15 protein-coding genes are annotated in these 16,500 nt (G+C 45.3%); 9 read left to right on the forward strand and 6 right to left on the reverse strand.

The genetic code is table 11. The features are described 5' to 3' along the window. The first annotated feature begins 133 nt into the window (after nt 1-133). The 4 genes from guaA to ACPD8L_RS00105 are packed head-to-tail and all read left to right on the forward strand — an operon-like array spanning nt 134 to nt 4,710. Nucleotides 134-1,666: a glutamine-hydrolyzing GMP synthase gene (gene guaA, locus ACPD8L_RS00090; RefSeq protein ID WP_421808993.1), complete on the forward strand. Its 1,533-nt coding sequence runs from the start codon at nt 134-136 to the stop codon at nt 1,664-1,666. Continuing rightward, the gene (locus tag ACPD8L_RS00095) at nt 1,663-3,807 is read left to right on the forward strand and encodes a LysM peptidoglycan-binding domain-containing protein (RefSeq protein ID WP_423941044.1); all 2,145 of its coding nucleotides are present in this window, start codon (nt 1,663-1,665) and stop codon (nt 3,805-3,807) included. The genes guaA and ACPD8L_RS00095 overlap by 4 nt, the downstream gene beginning before the upstream one ends. Beyond that, the gene (locus ACPD8L_RS00100) at nt 3,785-4,189 is read left to right on the forward strand and encodes an OsmC family protein (protein ID WP_116219299.1); all 405 of its coding nucleotides are present in this window, start codon (nt 3,785-3,787) and stop codon (nt 4,187-4,189) included. The genes ACPD8L_RS00095 and ACPD8L_RS00100 overlap by 23 nt, the downstream gene beginning before the upstream one ends. Continuing rightward, the gene (locus ACPD8L_RS00105; protein WP_116219298.1) at nt 4,177-4,710 is read left to right on the forward strand and encodes a DUF922 domain-containing protein; all 534 of its coding nucleotides are present in this window, start codon (nt 4,177-4,179) and stop codon (nt 4,708-4,710) included. Before ACPD8L_RS00100 ends, ACPD8L_RS00105 begins: the two co-directional genes overlap by 13 nt. 123 nt (nt 4,711-4,833) lie before the next feature. On the opposite strand, the gene ACPD8L_RS00110 is transcribed toward ACPD8L_RS00105, so the two are convergent. Both ACPD8L_RS00110 and ACPD8L_RS00115 read right to left on the reverse strand, forming a co-directional pair. Continuing rightward, nucleotides 4,834-6,432, reverse strand: a complete 1,599-nt coding sequence (locus ACPD8L_RS00110) for a sulfatase family protein (RefSeq protein WP_423941047.1) — start codon at nt 6,430-6,432, stop codon at nt 4,834-4,836. 186 nt (nt 6,433-6,618) lie between these two features. After that, a complete protein-coding gene (locus ACPD8L_RS00115) occupies nt 6,619-7,179 on the reverse strand; it encodes a hypothetical protein (protein ID WP_421808998.1) in 561 nt (186 codons plus the stop codon). 175 nt (nt 7,180-7,354) lie between these two features. Between ACPD8L_RS00115 and ACPD8L_RS00120 the strand changes: the two genes are divergently transcribed. After that, nucleotides 7,355-7,552: a hypothetical protein gene (locus tag ACPD8L_RS00120; protein ID WP_423941049.1), complete on the forward strand. Its 198-nt coding sequence runs from the start codon at nt 7,355-7,357 to the stop codon at nt 7,550-7,552. Nucleotides 7,553-7,567: 15 nt separating this feature from the next. Here ACPD8L_RS00120 and ACPD8L_RS00125 read toward each other — a convergent pair whose 3' ends face one another. The 3 genes from ACPD8L_RS00125 to ACPD8L_RS00135 all read right to left on the reverse strand — a co-directional run bounded on the left by ACPD8L_RS00125 (nt 7,568) and on the right by ACPD8L_RS00135 (nt 9,601). Then, nucleotides 7,568-8,155 (reverse strand): magnetosome magnetite crystal formation protein family, encoded by a 588-nt coding sequence (locus ACPD8L_RS00125; RefSeq protein WP_423941051.1) that lies wholly within the window; start codon nt 8,153-8,155, stop codon nt 7,568-7,570. Nucleotides 8,156-8,282: 127 nt separating this feature from the next. Beyond that, on the reverse strand, nt 8,283-8,717 hold the full coding sequence (locus ACPD8L_RS00130) for a hypothetical protein (RefSeq protein ID WP_293299584.1): 435 nt from the start codon (nt 8,715-8,717) through the stop codon (nt 8,283-8,285). A gap of 20 nt (nt 8,718-8,737) precedes the next feature. Continuing rightward, nucleotides 8,738-9,601, reverse strand: coding sequence for a hydroxypyruvate isomerase family protein (locus ACPD8L_RS00135; protein WP_423941054.1), 864 nt, complete (start codon nt 9,599-9,601; stop codon nt 8,738-8,740). Between the two features lie 47 nt (nt 9,602-9,648). Between ACPD8L_RS00135 and ACPD8L_RS00140 the strand changes: the two genes are divergently transcribed. From ACPD8L_RS00140 to ACPD8L_RS00155, 4 genes are all read left to right on the forward strand, one after another. Next, complete coding sequence (locus ACPD8L_RS00140) at nt 9,649-9,891, forward strand: DUF3820 family protein (protein ID WP_152131413.1); 243 nt, start codon at nt 9,649-9,651, stop codon at nt 9,889-9,891. Between the two features lie 49 nt (nt 9,892-9,940). Next, nucleotides 9,941-11,575 (forward strand): CTP synthase, encoded by a 1,635-nt coding sequence (locus ACPD8L_RS00145; protein WP_423941057.1) that lies wholly within the window; start codon nt 9,941-9,943, stop codon nt 11,573-11,575. A 67-nt stretch (nt 11,576-11,642) separates the two neighbouring features. After that, nucleotides 11,643-13,526 (forward strand): membrane protein insertase YidC, encoded by a 1,884-nt coding sequence (gene yidC / locus ACPD8L_RS00150; RefSeq protein WP_423941060.1) that lies wholly within the window; start codon nt 11,643-11,645, stop codon nt 13,524-13,526. Nucleotides 13,527-13,615: 89 nt separating this feature from the next. After that, on the forward strand, nt 13,616-14,164 hold the full coding sequence (locus tag ACPD8L_RS00155) for a DUF6515 family protein (protein WP_423941063.1): 549 nt from the start codon (nt 13,616-13,618) through the stop codon (nt 14,162-14,164). 267 nt (nt 14,165-14,431) lie between these two features. Here the strand turns inward: ACPD8L_RS00155 and ACPD8L_RS00160 are convergent, their stop codons facing one another. After that, nucleotides 14,432-16,303, reverse strand: a complete 1,872-nt coding sequence (locus ACPD8L_RS00160) for a fasciclin domain-containing protein (RefSeq protein ID WP_423941066.1) — start codon at nt 16,301-16,303, stop codon at nt 14,432-14,434. Between the last annotated feature and the right edge of the window lie 197 nt (nt 16,304-16,500).

Below are 16,500 nucleotides of genomic sequence, written 5' to 3' on the forward strand. Positions count from 1 at the left end.
GTATTTTAAAAGTAGGTCTCCACTTTCCTGAAAACCTGTAACAAAGGATTCGCTCTGCATAACTTTTGAAAAGTTGTCATAAATATCCCTTAAAAGATCCTTTTCCAGAAAAACCAAATTGCTATTTTTGCCCATGCATAACAACGTACTCATCCTAGACTTTGGTTCCCAGTACACACAATTGATCGCAAGACGCGTTAGGGAACTCAACATTTACTCAGAAATAAAACCCTATAACAAGCTTCCCGAGGATTTATCGGGATACAAGGCCGTTATCCTATCGGGATCTCCATCATCCGTGAGGGCAGAGAATGCCCCACACCCTGATTTATCAGAGATCAAGGGCAAGAAACCATTGTTGGGCATCTGTTATGGGGCCCAATACCTGTCCCATTTCAATGGGGGAAATGTGGCACCTTCCGCTACACGGGAGTATGGCAGGGCCAATCTTTCGTTTGTAAAGCAAGGGGAAGACTTTTTGGAAGGTCTGGGAGAAGGAAGCCAAGTGTGGATGAGCCATAGTGATACCATTAAGGAACTCCCTGATGGGGCTATCCGATTGGCCAGTACCCATGATGTGGAGAATGCCGCCTATAAAATTGAAGGGGAGACCACCTACGGAATCCAATTCCATCCTGAGGTATACCATACCACTGATGGGGCCAAACTGTTGGAAAACTTTTTGGTGAACATCGCAGGATTAAAACAAGATTGGACCCCCGATGCCTTTGTAGAAACCACTGTTGCAGAGCTAAAAAAAGAAATTGGTGACGAAAAGGTAATCCTTGGACTTTCTGGGGGTGTGGATTCCAGCGTAGCGGCCATGTTGTTGCACAAGGCCATTGGTAGCCACCTCCATTGCATTTTTGTGAACAACGGATTGTTGCGCAAAAATGAGTTTGAAAGTGTGTTGGACCAATACGAGCACATGGGACTCAATGTGAAGGGAGTGGATGCTTCGGCACGTTTTTTGGAGGCGTTGAAAGGAGAATCGGACCCAGAGAAGAAACGAAAGATCATCGGAAGGGTCTTTATTGAGGTCTTTGATGATGAATCCCACAAAGTGGAAAACGCAAAATGGTTGGCCCAAGGGACCATTTATCCCGATCGGATTGAATCTGTTTCGGCCAGTGGTGGACCCTCCGCGGTCATAAAAAGTCACCATAACGTTGGGGGGCTGCCGGATTACATGAAGTTGAAGATTGTGGAGCCCTTAAAGATGTTGTTCAAGGATGAGGTAAGAAGAGTGGGGGCGAGCATGGGAATGGAAGATTTTATTTTGGGGAGACACCCTTTCCCCGGCCCTGGATTGGGAATCCGTATCTTGGGGGACATTACCGCCGAAAAAGTGGCCATTCTACAAGAAGTGGATGCCATTTTTATTGATGGACTCAAAAAATGGGGACTTTATGATAAGGTCTGGCAGGCCGGAGCCATGCTTTTGCCCGTAGATAGTGTAGGGGTCATGGGAGATGAGCGTACCTATGAAAAATGTGTGGCCTTACGAGCGGTGGAAAGTACGGACGGAATGACGGCAGATTGGGTGAATTTACCCTATGAATTTTTACAAAAGACCTCAAATGATATAATAAATAAGGTCAAGGGCGTTAATAGAGTAGTGTATGACATTAGCTCTAAGCCACCTGCAACTATAGAATGGGAATGAAAAAATATATCTTACAATTGGGCTTGGCGGTCATTTTTATGGCCTCTTTCCAAGCTTTCGCGCAAGAATATGCCACACACGCCGTAAAAGAAGGAGAGACCTTACAGAGTATCTCCCAGCAATATAGGGTTACGCCCTATAGCATTTTACAGGCCAACAAGGAGATCAAGAGTGCTTCCGATGTAAAACCGAATACGATTTTGGTGATACCATTGAAGGGCCCTATTGTTCAAAAAGAAAAACCCAAGGAAGAGGAACAGGAAGAAATTAAACCCATAGGGTTTACCCGCCACCGGGTACGAAGGAAAGAAACCCTTTTTGGACTCACACAGAAATACGAGATCACAGAGGAACAGTTGAAACGCTACAATCGTGAGCTGTATTCCGAGCCCTTAAAAAAAGGAATGGTGTTGCAGATTCCTGAGTTTCCAGAAGTGGACCCGGAAGATGAACGCGAATTGGATTTTGAGACCTATACCGTTCAGCCCAAAGAGACCCGATGGAGCATTGCCCACAAATACGGAATCACTGTGGACAGTTTATTGGTCCTTAATCCCGATTTGAGCAAGACGTCCAATTATTTGGCTGCCGGGCAAGAATTAAAGTTGCCCCGCCCCAAAGGGGACAGCCTCAAGGAACAACAAGTGGAACTATTCACATCCTATACCGTACCACCAAAAATGACCTTGTACAGTTTAGGCAGGGAGTATGGAGTTCCCTCGGATTCCATAGTCAAGTTGAACCCAGAGATCATGGCGCAAGGTGGCTTGAAAGAAGGAATGGTCATCCGACTTCCCAAAAAACGGGATACTTCTGGGGAGGTGAACACGGATAACTTCATTTTTTATGAGGTAAAACCCAAGCAAAATATTTTCAGACTGACCCAAAACCTAAAGATTTCCCGTGAGGAACTTTTCCGTTTGAACCCAGATTTGGAGAACGGTCTAAAGGCCGGGATGGTGCTTAAGCTTCCAAAGGAAAAAGCAGCTGGACTCCAAGTAAAAAATGCACTGGTATTGGATAAGGTGAACCTGTTGGACAGCATCAACATTGAAAACAAGCCCAAATTGGTCTTTATGTTGCCGTTTCGATTGGACCGGGTTGATGTGAACAATAGGGAAAAAACTGAAAGTCAGATTAAGACCAGACGGGATATGGCCCTGAGCTATGGATTTTATACGGGAGCCTTGGTTGCCTTGGATTCCATTAAAAAGTTGGGGATTTCCGTGGATGTGAAAACCTATGACACCGAACTGAGCCAAGCCAAGGTAAAGGAAATCCTTTTTAGGGAAAACCTACAGGGCGTAAATGCCATTATAGGTCCAGTGGCCTCTGGTGCCCTGAACGAAGTTGCCGTTGTGGCCGCTGCCAAGAATATACCGGTGATCGCCCCAGTAGCTTCAGACAGTGAGCTGAGCCATAGTAATGTGTTCTTTTCAGTGCCTAGGGAGGCAATACTTCGAGAGAAGATGCTTTCCTACATGAAGAAAATCCATAACAACGAAAATGTCATCATTATCGCGGATGCAGAACATCAGGTAGCCCATGATTCTATTTTGAGCAAGTTTCCAGCAGCACAGATTGCAAAAATCATCGACAATAAATCCTTGCATTTAGATAGGTTTCTATTAAAATTATCTGAAACCAAGGAAAACTGGGTGTTCTTGGAAACCGACCAACCCAATATGATTTCCAGTGTGACCTCCATCCTTAACTCGGCCATTACGGAAGACGTTAAGGTGCGTATGTTCACCACCAGCTATAACAACAATGCTTATGAGGACGATGCAGTGTCCAACACCCATTTGTCCAATTTAAGGTTTACCTACCCTTCATTTTATAGGGAGGCAGGGAACGATTTCTTTACCAAGGCCTATCAGAAACGCTATAATGGTTTACGTCCCGATCGCTATGCGGTCCGTGGGTTTGATGTGACCTATGACGTATTGTTGAAACTGGCGCACAAGAACAATCTTTTTGAAACCTCCAAGATCATAGGCCAAACGGAATATACAGGGAACAGTTTTGATTATATCAATGATTGGTCCTCCGGATATTTCAACAGGGCCTGTTATATCATGGAGTACAATAATCTACAAATCAAAGAAGTAAAGTTGGATGACCTCAAAAGTAACCTATAATGGAAATCTTCGGACCACTTGTACGCACATCAGGTCCGGAAGTGAATATATTACAGATGCTCCCATAGACAATAATGGGAAGGGAGAGGCCTTTTCACCCACAGATACCGTAGCCACGGGATTGGCCAATTGTATGATGACCATGATGGGCATCAAGGCTAGGGATATGGAGGTGGATTTAACAGGTTCCACGGCTGAGGTGACCAAGCATATGGCCGCCAATCCAAGGCGCATTTCAAAGATTGAGGTGAAATTGGAGCTGCCTGCCCATGTTTCGGAAAAACATCGGAAAATTTTGGTACATACCGCCAATACATGTCCTGTACATTACAGTCTGCATCCCGATATTGAACGTGTAATCGATTTTCATTGGGTAAAATAACAGCCATAGGATGTTTGTTGCTCCTTGGTTTTTTGGGTTTTGCACAGGAAATTGAGGAGGGTGTCCCTTGGGATGCCAGTAAACGCCTTGTTTGGGCCGATTTTAAGGGGAAAGTACCCCCGGCAGCCGTTCCTGCGGCCACAACGGCCAGTGGCATTAGTTATACCTACTCTGCCAATTTGATGCACCATGAGGTGGAACTGGATTATGAAGTAACCGCCTATTTCTATCCCAACGAATCTTGGTATAAGCATGAGCTGGCCAACGATACCATATTAAGCCATGAACAGTTGCATTTTGATATTGCCGAGCTCTTTGCCCGCAAGATGCGCAACCGATTGGATCGCACTTCCTTTTCCGATAATGTAAAGGCTGAGGTTAGGAAAATCTACCAAGAGATTTTACAGGAACTCAAAGAGTTTCAGGAAGCCTACGATTGGGAGACCAACTTTTCCCGAAACGTTGAAAAGCAATTGGAGTGGAACGCCAAAATCGCCAAGGAACTTCAGGCAGTGGAATAATTTCCCAACGAGGGTTCGAGTATTTTCCGAAGGAAAATGTATCGAGAACTTGTTTCCAATTCTCGATACGATTTTTTCGTTGCACGTCAAAAATCACTCGAACTGACGAGCAAACGTTTGGTTTTATTTCTTGTATTTATCGATAAACTTCTGGTCCAGTTCCTCGGAATCCTTGTACTTCACCCGCAGGGCCTTTAACTCTTCTTTCAATTCCTCCCGAATTTCGGCATAGGCCGGGTCATCGTACACATTTTGCATTTCATGCGGGTCTTTGTCAAGGTCGTACAGCTCCCATTCGTCCACATCATGATAGAAATGAATCAACTTATATTGTTTATTGGCCATACCATAATGCCTTTTTACGGCATGCTCGGCAGGATATTCGTAATAATGGTAATACACATTTTCCCTATCCCACTGTTCCAAATTCCCGGTCAAGATGGGCATTAGGCTTTCGCCTTGCATATCATCCGGGATAGCGGCCCCGGCAGCTTCCAAGAAGGTTTGGGCAAAGTCAAGGTTCTGTACCATTTCATCACTGGTGATTCCCGGTTTTATGGTGTTGGGCCAACGAATCAACAAGGGCGTTCCAAAGGATTCTTGGTACATAAACCGCTTATCGAACCAACCATGCTCACCTAGGTAAAACCCTTGGTCCGAGGTATAGACCACCAAGGTATTCTCGGCCAAATCGGTTTCATCCAAATAGTCCAGCACCCGACCCACATTATCATCCACGGAGGCGATGGTGGCCAGATAATCCTGCATATAGCGTTGGTATTTCCAGCGGGTCTTTTCGGTATCGTCCATGTTTGGCCACTTGGCCTTGAAATCTTCGGCAATGGCATCCAAAATGGGGAGGTATTCTGCTTGTTGTTCCTCAGTGAGGCGTGCCACTTCCCCACGACTAAAAAGCGGTCCGTTCCTAGGGTCGGTGTTCATGCCCAGCTCATCGGCAAGCTCGGGATAGACCTTGCAGTCGTAGCTGAGGAGCATGTGCTTAAAAATGTTCATCTCGGCGGTACGGGCCGCGGTGCCCCTACCTGAATAATCATCAAAAAGGGAGGCAGGTTCCAGGATTTCCTTTTCCAGATAGGCCTTGAACTTGTCCGCTTTGGGCCACCATGGGCGGTGCGGTGCCTTGTGCAGGTACATCATCAAAAATGGCTTTTCAGGGTCCCGTTTTTGGTTCAGCCACTCCAAGGTCATATCGGTGATAATGTCCGAGGCATAACCTATTTTTTGGATGGTATCACCCTTGGGCGTGATAAAGTCCGGGTTCATGTAGCGTCCCTGCCCGGGCACGATCATAAACTCATCAAAACCCTTGGGACTGTTGCCAAAATGCAACTTGCCGAACATGGCCGTTTGGTACCCCGCCTTTTGCAATAGTTGTGGAAAAGTGACTTGGGTAGTATCAAAAGGGGAGATGTTGTCTATTTTGCCATTGATATGGGTATGCTTCCCAGTTAAAATGGTGGCCCGCGAAGGGGCACAGATGGAGTTGGTGACCGAGGCATTGGTGAACAACATCCCTTCCTTGGCCAAACGGTCTATGTTGGGGGTCTGTATCAAGGTGGTGTCATAGGCGCTGATGGCTTGGTAGGCATGGTCATCGCTCATGATGAACAGGATGTTGGGCCGGGCCTTGGTGGTTTCTGCTTGTTCTTTTGGGGTGTCCTTACATCCAATAAGGAAGGAGATAAGGAGAAGGGGTAACATAAATACTGGTTTAGACCTCATGGTGTTGGATGGGTTTGAAAATTTAAAGGTAGCAAATTCATTTTGTGAATGTCTTTGCGTATTATATAGAATGGGTTACTTATTATGGTAAAATCGCCTTTACGGTTAATTCTTTTCTAAAGAATTTTATCATAGGTCAAGGCAGATATGCAATGTCTTTCTATATCAATTCAATGGAAATGTCAATCCAACGGCAAACGCGCCCGAATACTGCTCAACAGTGGGCTGATAAAAATAGGTCAATCCAAGATCAACATTATTATTCCTACCCAATTCCAATCCGAGGGAGAAAGGTATATGGTAAATAATCCCACTTTTACTGATATATTTAAAAACGGTGGATGTTTCAAATTTTCCAAGGGAAACCCCAATTCCTCCTTCTAAATAGGGAGCCACCCAAGGAATTGGTGCCCGAACTCTTGCTTTTCCTCCAAGATTAAAGGCTTTGGACTCTGCTTTTTCACTGGTTGGATTGTTATTCAAGTCCTTTCCGTTTGAGTTCGTAAATATGACACCGGCATAGGGTCTCAATTCCACCCAAGAAGCTGCTTTCAATATGAGTTCACCTTGAAGGAAAAAACCACCATCCGCTACATTTCCAACACTGTTATATGGTACACTGATTCCATATCCTATTTGGGCATTTATTGATTTTTCTTTGATGAATTGTGCTTGGGTCAGGTATGAAGTCAGAAGTAGTATTGAAACAAATAATATTTTTTTCATAAGGTGTGGACAAAGGTTGGTTTGTGATTAGTTCTGAAGTTTTTCAATCCGTGAGGTTTAAAGATAGAGAAAGATTTGGATCATTAAATACCAAGTTCATGTTTGGTACGATAGATAGGGCTACTGTTTTGAAAACAATTCGAGAACTTGCAGAAACAAATCAATATGAACAAATATGCCATCCAACAATCCAATAATCCAACTGTCCGATTTTATAGAGGATGCCTATGGTACTCCCGAAGCTTTGGCCCAACAGTTAGATCTTGCGGTGGAAATGTTGTTTTATGTGGAAGAAGACACCTTTTCCCGAAGGGAACTGCAGGAAGTGGCTTCGGCCCTCAAGGGTGTGGTTAGGGTGTTGCGGAAATCTTAGAATCAGAGAGAGGTGCTATCGGATAAATTGCAATGCAATCGGGAAATGGTTTTTCATCCTGTCCTTTAGGGTAATCGCCACGACCAATACATAAATGATATTCAACATATAGAGGCTAAGGACATAAGTGATCAATACGGTCCAAGGGCTAAGATAGGTGTTGCTGGTTGAAATGGAAAAGTCGAAAAACCGGTTTATGATGAACCAAACATAGGGGAGCGCAAACACTATGGTCCAAGTGATCTGAAAATTCAATAGGTTTTTGGCATAAAAATCAATGTGTTTGACGTTGTTCTTACGCATCAACCATAAAATCAAGGGGAGAATAATGTTTCCCAGAGGCAGTACAACAAAGGCCAAGGTGGAAAAATGCATCGCCTTTATATATCCCATATTGCTTTTGGGCCCATGTTCCATAAGCTCATCCATCGGAACTTCTAGAGCGTCCGCAATTCTTTTGAGGGTTTCACCATGGGGATTGGTATGCCCTTTTTCTATCCTTTGTAGCGTCCGTAGATTAATTTGGGCACTGTCTGCCAGTTTTTCTTGGGTCAATCCTTTTGATTTTCTGAGCACGCAGATACTCTGGCCTAGATCATCCATTTTTAAATTTTTGAAGTTCAGGTCAAAAGTATGTCCGCATGCTTAAAAACCAGATGGTCTGTTTGCGACTTTTTTGCGGCATTTCCACAAAGAAGCTTTTATGGATAGTGTTGAACGTTTACAAGGCTCATGGCCAATCATAGGTTTCATCATCTTTAAATGGAACTCCCATTTCCACATCCAGAACTACACCATACTCACAATTTAGGCTTAGCCAATACGCTTCGTTGAAGTACATGGTCAGAAATTCAAACTCGTCTTTTTCCCATTCCTGTACTTCGGGGAAACCCTGTTCCATGACAAGTTCAGATTTTGCCCGTATGATCGGATTGCCCTTATAATTTAGTTCAGGGTGCATTGTTCGGATATATCCAAGGCGGTCATTTTCGTCTTTATAAAAAGTTAAGCGAAGCAATTTTTCATGCCATTCAAAAATCGTTTCACTGTCTCCATGGTCATCCAAATGAAAAATCCGATCAGGGTTGCCCAAAATTTCAATGACTTCCTTTTGGGTCATTCCAAATTTTAAATTGTCTATCCCAATTTTAGGTTTGAGTTCCATGTATCGATGAATTGGTATTGCTAAATATCACATCGCAAAAACCCATCCTTCAAGGCGGCGATCTTGTCCTCCCAAGTGGTGATGAACTCTTGGGCCACATAGCCTGTAAACCCGGTTTCATGGATGGCCTTGATAATGGCGGGGTAGTAGAGCTCTTGGGTCTCATCGATCTCATTACGACCGGGAACCCCTGCGGTATGGTAGTGCCCAAAATAGGGATGGTAGTTGCGTATGCTTCGGATAATATCGCCTTCTTGGATCTGCATATGGTAAATATCGAACAACAACTTAAAGTTGTCGCTGCCCAAATGCTTGCAGAGTTCCACGCCCCAAAGGGAGTTGTCGCACATATAATCCTTATGGTCCACTTGGTTGAACAGCTCCATCTGGATGACCACCCCGTGCTCTTCGGCCAAGGGGATGATCTGTGACAGTCCGTCCACACAGTTTTGCAGCCCCACATAATCGTTCATGCCCCTGCGGTTGCCACTAAAGCAGATGAGGTTGGTGTAACCGGCCTCGGCCACCTTGGGGATCATCTCCGTATAATTTTTAATGAGCTGTTCGTGGTATTTGGGGTCGTTCCACCCTTCGGTAAGACTTATCTCGGCCCCGTTGCACATGGAGCAGTGGATGTCGTATTTTTTCAATAAGGGCCAATCCTTGGGACCGATCAGGTCAACGGCTTTTACGCCCAAACTGTTCAAGGTCTTTAGAAAATCCTCCAAGGGAATATCGGAAAAACACCAGTGGCACACACTATGGTTGATGTTGTTCTTCAGTTTGAATTCTTTCTGTGGCGTTTGGTCGTGCGCAAGGCCGGAAACCGATGCCAAACCCGCTGAACCAGCGGCCGCCGTGGCAATAAAATTTCTTCGCTTCATGTTTTCGGAGTGATTGTTCCGGGAAAGATAGTACATTGCCCCTACAAATGGAAATGCGACCGGATAGAGAACAGCTGTTGGAAATGGCCCATTACAGAATGCCCTTTGGTAAGTTTAAGGGACGGTATTTGGTGGACTTGCCACTGCCTTATTTGGTGTGGTTCAGGCAAAAAGGCTTTCCCGAAGGGAAACTGGGCAACTACCTGAACACCATGCTGACAATCAAGGACAACAACCTGGAACCGCTTATCAGAAAACTTCAAAAAGAATTTCCGAAGGAATCCTCCTGATTTCTGCGCTGCAATTTGTACCTTTACGCCCCGTAATAGAAAGATTAATATGTCACAGACCAAGTACATTTTCGTTACGGGAGGCGTAACTTCATCCTTGGGTAAAGGAATCATCGCCGCATCCTTGGCCAAATTGCTACAGGCCAGGGGTTACCGGACCACCATTCAAAAATTAGATCCCTATATCAACGTAGATCCAGGGACCCTGAATCCTTACGAGCATGGCGAGTGTTATGTGACCGATGATGGTGCAGAGACCGACTTGGACTTGGGGCACTACGAGCGTTTTTTGAACGTACGCACTTCCCAGGCCAATAATGTTACCACGGGGCGTATCTACCAAAGTGTGATCGAGAAGGAGCGAAGAGGGGAGTTTTTGGGGAAGACCGTTCAAGTGGTACCCCATATTACCAATGAAATCAAAGAGCGTATCCAGATTTTGGGTAAAAGTGGCGATTATGATATCGTCATCACCGAAATTGGAGGTACCGTGGGGGATATTGAGTCCCTACCTTATATCGAAGCCGTGCGTCAGTTGCTTTGGGAACTGGGTGAGCACAACGGTATTGTGGTACACCTTACCTTGGTGCCATTCTTGTCGGCTGCTGGTGAGTTGAAGACCAAGCCCACGCAGCACTCCGTAAAAACCTTGATGGAAAGTGGTATTAAGGCCGATATCTTGGTCTGCCGTACCGAGCACAATATTTCCGAGGACATCAAAGAAAAACTGGCCCTCTTCTGTAATGTGAGGAAAGAGGCCGTGGTACAGTCCATAGATGCCAGTACCATATACGATGTGCCCTTGTTGATGCAGGAAGAAGGTCTGGATACCGTGGCTTTGGAAAAATTGGCATTGCCCAATGATACCCAGCCCAATCTGGACCAGTGGAAAGAGTTCTTGAATCGACACAAAAACCCGAAACACAAAGTGGTCATCGGGTTGATCGGAAAATATGTGGAGCTTCCGGATTCCTATAAGTCCATTCAAGAGGCATTCATCCATGCCGGAGCGGCCAATGAAGTGCAGGTTGAGGTACGTTCCATTCATTCGGAACACCTTACCGCCAAGAACATCGACAAAAAACTGATGGGACTGGATGGTCTTTTGGTGGCACCCGGATTTGGGGAACGTGGTATTGAGGGGAAAGTGATGGCCGTGCGGTATGCCCGTGAGAACGATATGCCCTTTTTGGGCATCTGTCTAGGCATGCAGATGGCCGTGATCGAGTTTGCCCGCAACGTTTTGGATATGAAAGGCGCCAACTCCACCGAAATGGACAAGGAAACCGCCTATCCTGTCATCAGTTTGATGGAAGAACAGAAATCCGTGACCGATATGGGCGGGACCATGCGTTTGGGTGCCTGGGATTGCCATCTTACCGAAGGGAGCCAAGTACATGAGGTGTATGGTACCTCGGATATAGCGGAACGCCACCGTCACCGTTACGAGTTTAACAACGCTTACAAACAGCAAATGGAAGAAGCCGGATTGGTACCCACCGGGTTCAACCCCAAGACCGGTTTGGTGGAGGTTGTGGAAATACCTTCGCATCCATGGTTTATTGGTGTGCAGTACCACCCAGAGTACAAGAGTACGGTGGCCAGCCCACATCCCTTGTTCGTAGGATTTGTAAAGGCCGTACTGGAACAGAAACAGAAACAAAAGAATGCCAGTTTGGCATAAACTGCGGTTTTGGGCATATATTTGCGAGCTGAATACCGATAAAGAAGATTTCTACTAAATAATTTTCATGGAAGAAAAGAAGCTGGATATCAATTCCATAATTGGATTTGTATTGATTTTTGGGATATTGATTTTTATGTTTTACCAAAATCAGCCTACCCCAGAAGAGCTGGAAGCGCAGAAAGCAGAGCAAGAACAGATTGAAGCTGCGGCAAAACAAGCCGAAGAGGCCGAAACCACCACAACCCCTGTACAGCAAGCCCAGACCTTGGATTTGAACGATTCCACCGCAGTGGCCAATTACAAGGGCTCTGTTGGGGCGTTTGGATTTACCCAAGCTGCCGAAGGGACCACCAAGCTGGAGAATGAAGTGCTTTACTTGGAGGTATCCAATAAAGGGGGACAAATCGTGGAGGCCAGAATGAAGAACTTTGTCACATATGACTCCGTTCCCGTTTATCTGGTAAAGGATGGCAATGCCAGTTTTGCGCTTAACTTTTCGGCCAATGACAATAGGGTGCTCAACACGGCAGACCTGTATTTTGAACCTTCCCTTTCCAAAAGTGGGGACAATCAGGTGCTTTCCATGAAGGCCAAGGTTGCCGAGAACCGCTTTTTGGAATATCGGTATGAAATAAAGCCCAATGATTATTTGGTGGATTTCACCATCCGTTCCCAAGGGTTGAACGGGGTAATCAACAGCAGTAAACCGGTTACCTTGGATTGGGACATGAAGGGGATTCGGCACAATAAGAGTGTTAAATACGAGAACCGTTACACCCGTTTGACGTACAACCATGAAGATGGTAAGATCAGTAAACTTTCCGAGAGCAGTGACTTGGATGAAGAGACCGAGGAAGATATCAAGTGGCTTTCCTACCGTCAGCACTTTTTCAGCTCCATTTTAGCGACAAAGGACCATTTTAAGACCGCGGAACTCAGCTCCAAAAACTTAGTGGAGGAAGAGGGCAAGGACGTAATGTTCACCAAGGCATACAGTACCAAGGCTCCTTTGGAGTTGCAGGGTGGTGAGCTTTCACAGAACATGTATTGGTATTATGGTCCAACGGATGTAAAGGTGCTGGATGATTATAAAGAGTTGGGACTTGTGGATTCCATACCCTTTGGATGGGGAATTTTTGGATGGATCAACCGATATGTCTTTACACCTTTCTATGACTTTTTAAGCTCGTTCCTTCCGTTTGGAATCGCGATAATCGTAATGACCATTTTGGTGCGTTTGGCTCTATCGCCCGTTACCTATAAGTCCTACCTCTCTCAGGCCAAGATGAAGGTTTTGAAACCAGAGATCACGGAGATCAACGAGAAGTACAAGGATAATGCCATGAAAAAGCAGCAAGAGACCATGAAGCTGTACAACAAGGCAGGGGTCAGCCCTATGAGCGGCTGTATTCCAGCGTTGCTGCAGTTGCCTATTTTCTATGCGTTGTTCATGTTTTTCCCGACCTCATTTACCTTGAGGCAAAAATCTTTCCTATGGGCAGAGGATTTATCGTCCTATGATTCCATTTTTGAATGGACCACGAATATTCCGGTCATATCCAGTTTTTATGGAAACCATGTGAGTCTGTTCCCGATTTTGGCCTCGATTGCCATCTTCTTCTATATGATGATGACCACGGGACAGAGCATGCAGATGCAGCAGCAGCCCGGTATGCCCAACATGAAGTTCATTATGTATCTGTCTCCACTGATCATGTTGATTTTCTTCAACAACTACGCCAGTGGTTTGAGTTTGTATTACTTTATTTCCAACCTGATCACCATCTTTATCATGTTGGCCATTAAGAACTACATCTTGGACGAGGACAAGATCCATGCGCAGATTCAGGAAAACAAAAAGAAGCCCAAAAAGGAAAACAAGTTCCAACGCAAGATGCGTGAAATGATGGAACAGGCCGAAGAGCAGAAAAAGGCAGGAAAGCGATAGATATCCGTATTGAAGTTTATGGGATGCTCCATTAAACCTTTTGGGTTTAGGGTAGTCATAAAGACATCTAACCATAAACTTTAGTACATATGAAATATTTTCGAGTAGCTCTGTTCTTCTTGGCATTGTTCTCCTTGGGTTCTGTGGAATATGCAGAGGCCCAGGTTCGAAGAACCCCTCAGGAAAGGCGTGTCATCAAACGAAAGATTCGTAGGCATAACCGCAGGGTGGTGCGAAGGACTTTGAGACGTTTGCCCGCCAACACTCGCCCCATTGTATTTAGAAAAGTTACCTATTATCCCGTTCGGGGCATGTACTACATCCAGCGAAAAGGAGTGTATGTAAGGGCTTTTCCACCTCGTGGATTTCGCTTACGGTTGTTGCCCGCAACCGCTGTGGCCCTTACCGTGAGAGGTATGGCATACAGTTATGCGGATGGGGTCTATTACCGCAAGGTCGAGGATGAATATGAGGTGACGCAACCTCCCATTGGTGCCGTTTTGGAAGAATTACCCGAAGATGCCCGGGAAATAGATTTTGATGGGGTATCGGCCTATGAACTTAACGAGGCTGTTTATAAGGCCATTGAAGATGGCTATGAAGTAATCGATGTTCTGGAAGAGGAGCGCCAAGATTAGTTTTGGAGCTTTGGAGAAAGTCAAAAAAAAACTCCCTCAAAAACTTTGGGGGAGTTTCCACTTGTAGGTGTAGTTTGGAAAGATTTGGGACTTCAAAGATGCGGCATTGCTATCGGGAAAAAAATAAATAGTTGTAAAAACGGGGGTTTTGTATGGTAAAAGAATCCCTTTTGATGTGTCATCGATGAACGGTATATATGTATCGATAAAAAGCTCCCAAGAACAGTTCCTTGGGAGCTTTTTCGTAGTAACCAGCCTGCTTGAATATTAGTTGCTCGTATCTGGGACAAGTACGCCGTCCAAGACATGGATCACACCATTGATGGCCTGTACGTCAACGGCATCAATACCTATGCCCATATTTCCTGAACCATCGGTCACATCGGCTATATTGTCTCCTGTTCCAGGCAGGTTGATGGTAATGGCATCACCCTCCAGAGTTGTGGCCATGATACCATCGGTTAAATCCCCGGAACGTACATTAGCGCCTGCAACAACGTGGTGCTGTAGAATTGGAATCAAATCCGCTTCGGCCGGAATCGCTGGTAGTGCGGCAAAAGCATCATTGGTTGGGGCAAATACGGTGAAGGGGTCATCTCCAGCTCCATCTTGTGCCGAGAGAACACTCACAAAATCCGTACTGGGAGTAAGCTCGGTCAGTGCCTGTACCAAAGTAGAGAAATTAGGGTCTGCCACGGCAAAAGTCACCACAGTTGGAAGGTCGATTACCGCATCCACGGCATGGATTACCCCGTTGGTGGCCACAATGTCGGCGATAGCAACATTACTCACTCCATTTAAGGTCACCCCATCATCCGTATTGATGTACAAGCTTAAATTTTCATCCGTATCAAATTCTGCAGCGGTGTTCACATAGGAGTTGGTCAATCCGGAAGAGAAGGCCGAAGCTCCCACAATCACGTGATTGGAAAGAATAGCGTTCAAATCGTTGGAGTTGGGATTGGTAAATGCTGCAAAAGCATCATTGACCGGTGCAAAAACGGTAAATTCTTCTTCTTCGTCGGACAGCAAATCCGTAAAGGTGGTGTTTCCACCATCCGTTAGGGCGGCCACAAGAGAAGTAAGGTTTGGATTGGCCACGGCATGGTCTACAATATTGGGTAGATCAATAACGGCATCCACTACATGAACCACTCCGTTCAAGGCTTTCACATCTGGAGTGACCACGGAGGATACCCCATTAAAGGTTACACCATCCGATGTGTCAAAGAAAATACTGATATTGGCATCTTGGGCTCCTCTTGCCAAGGTGGTGGTGTATCCAGAACCAAGACCTGTGAGGTCTGTACTGTACAAAGTACCCTCAATAACGTGGTTCAATAATATCTGGGTAAGTACTTCCACAGGGACATCTTCCAATGAAGCGCCATCCAAGAAAGTTTCAAAGGCCTCATCGGTTGGGGCGAGTACGGTAAAAGGACCGTCTCCCCTAAGCGCATTGGGCAAATCACCATCTGCCGCCATAAGGGCAGCCACAAGATTTTCAAGATTTTCATTGCCTATGGCCAAATCCGTGATGGGAACCAAAATAATGTCCGCCAATTCATCCAAGATGGCTTGAGGCAGTAATACCTTATCTATAATATGTACCACTCCATTGGAAGTCTCCACATCTGCAGTAGTCACTTGGGCAGCTGTGCTGGTGGCATCGGAGATGAACACACCTCCATCGGTGCTTACGGTCAAGGTAGACCCTTGAAGCGTGGTAATGGTCTGTCCATTGCTCAGGTCGGTGGACATTGCTGCGGTTCCACTTACTACATGATAAGTAAGAATCACAGCCAATAAGTCTTGGAGCTGCTCTGAGCTAAAGTCATCCAAGGAATCAAAGCCGTCCAGTTGGGCCAGCAAATCTGAAAAAGCAGCATTGGTAGGTGCAAAGACCGTGAAAGGCCCTTCACCACTCAAAGCACTAACCAAGTCATTGTTGGCGCTTTCATCGGCTTTTTGTAGGGCACTTACCAAGCTGCTCAGTTCTGCGGTGGCTTGTGCGGCTTCCACAATGGTTGTTGTGGTTTCTTCAGGAGGGGTCATTCCATTATCATCGTCCGAACAGGATACGAACAATAAGGTAAGAATCATTAAGGGTAATCGAATGCGTTTAATTAGTGCTGTCATGGGATTGTTGTTTAAAAGTGTTTAACATTACGAATATAAAGTTAAACAAAATAAATCAATTCCGTTTAACAATATTTATAAAAAGTTTAACAAAATGAATTTTGATTTTAGCTTGAAAACTGTTGTTCGGATTTTGTGAACGTACCCTACAGTAGTTTAAATGCCTGTTATTTTGTAATTTTGCATCTTATTATCAT

It is taken from the genome of Flagellimonas algicida, assembly GCF_049629585.1.
Taxonomy (GTDB): domain Bacteria; phylum Bacteroidota; class Bacteroidia; order Flavobacteriales; family Flavobacteriaceae; genus Flagellimonas.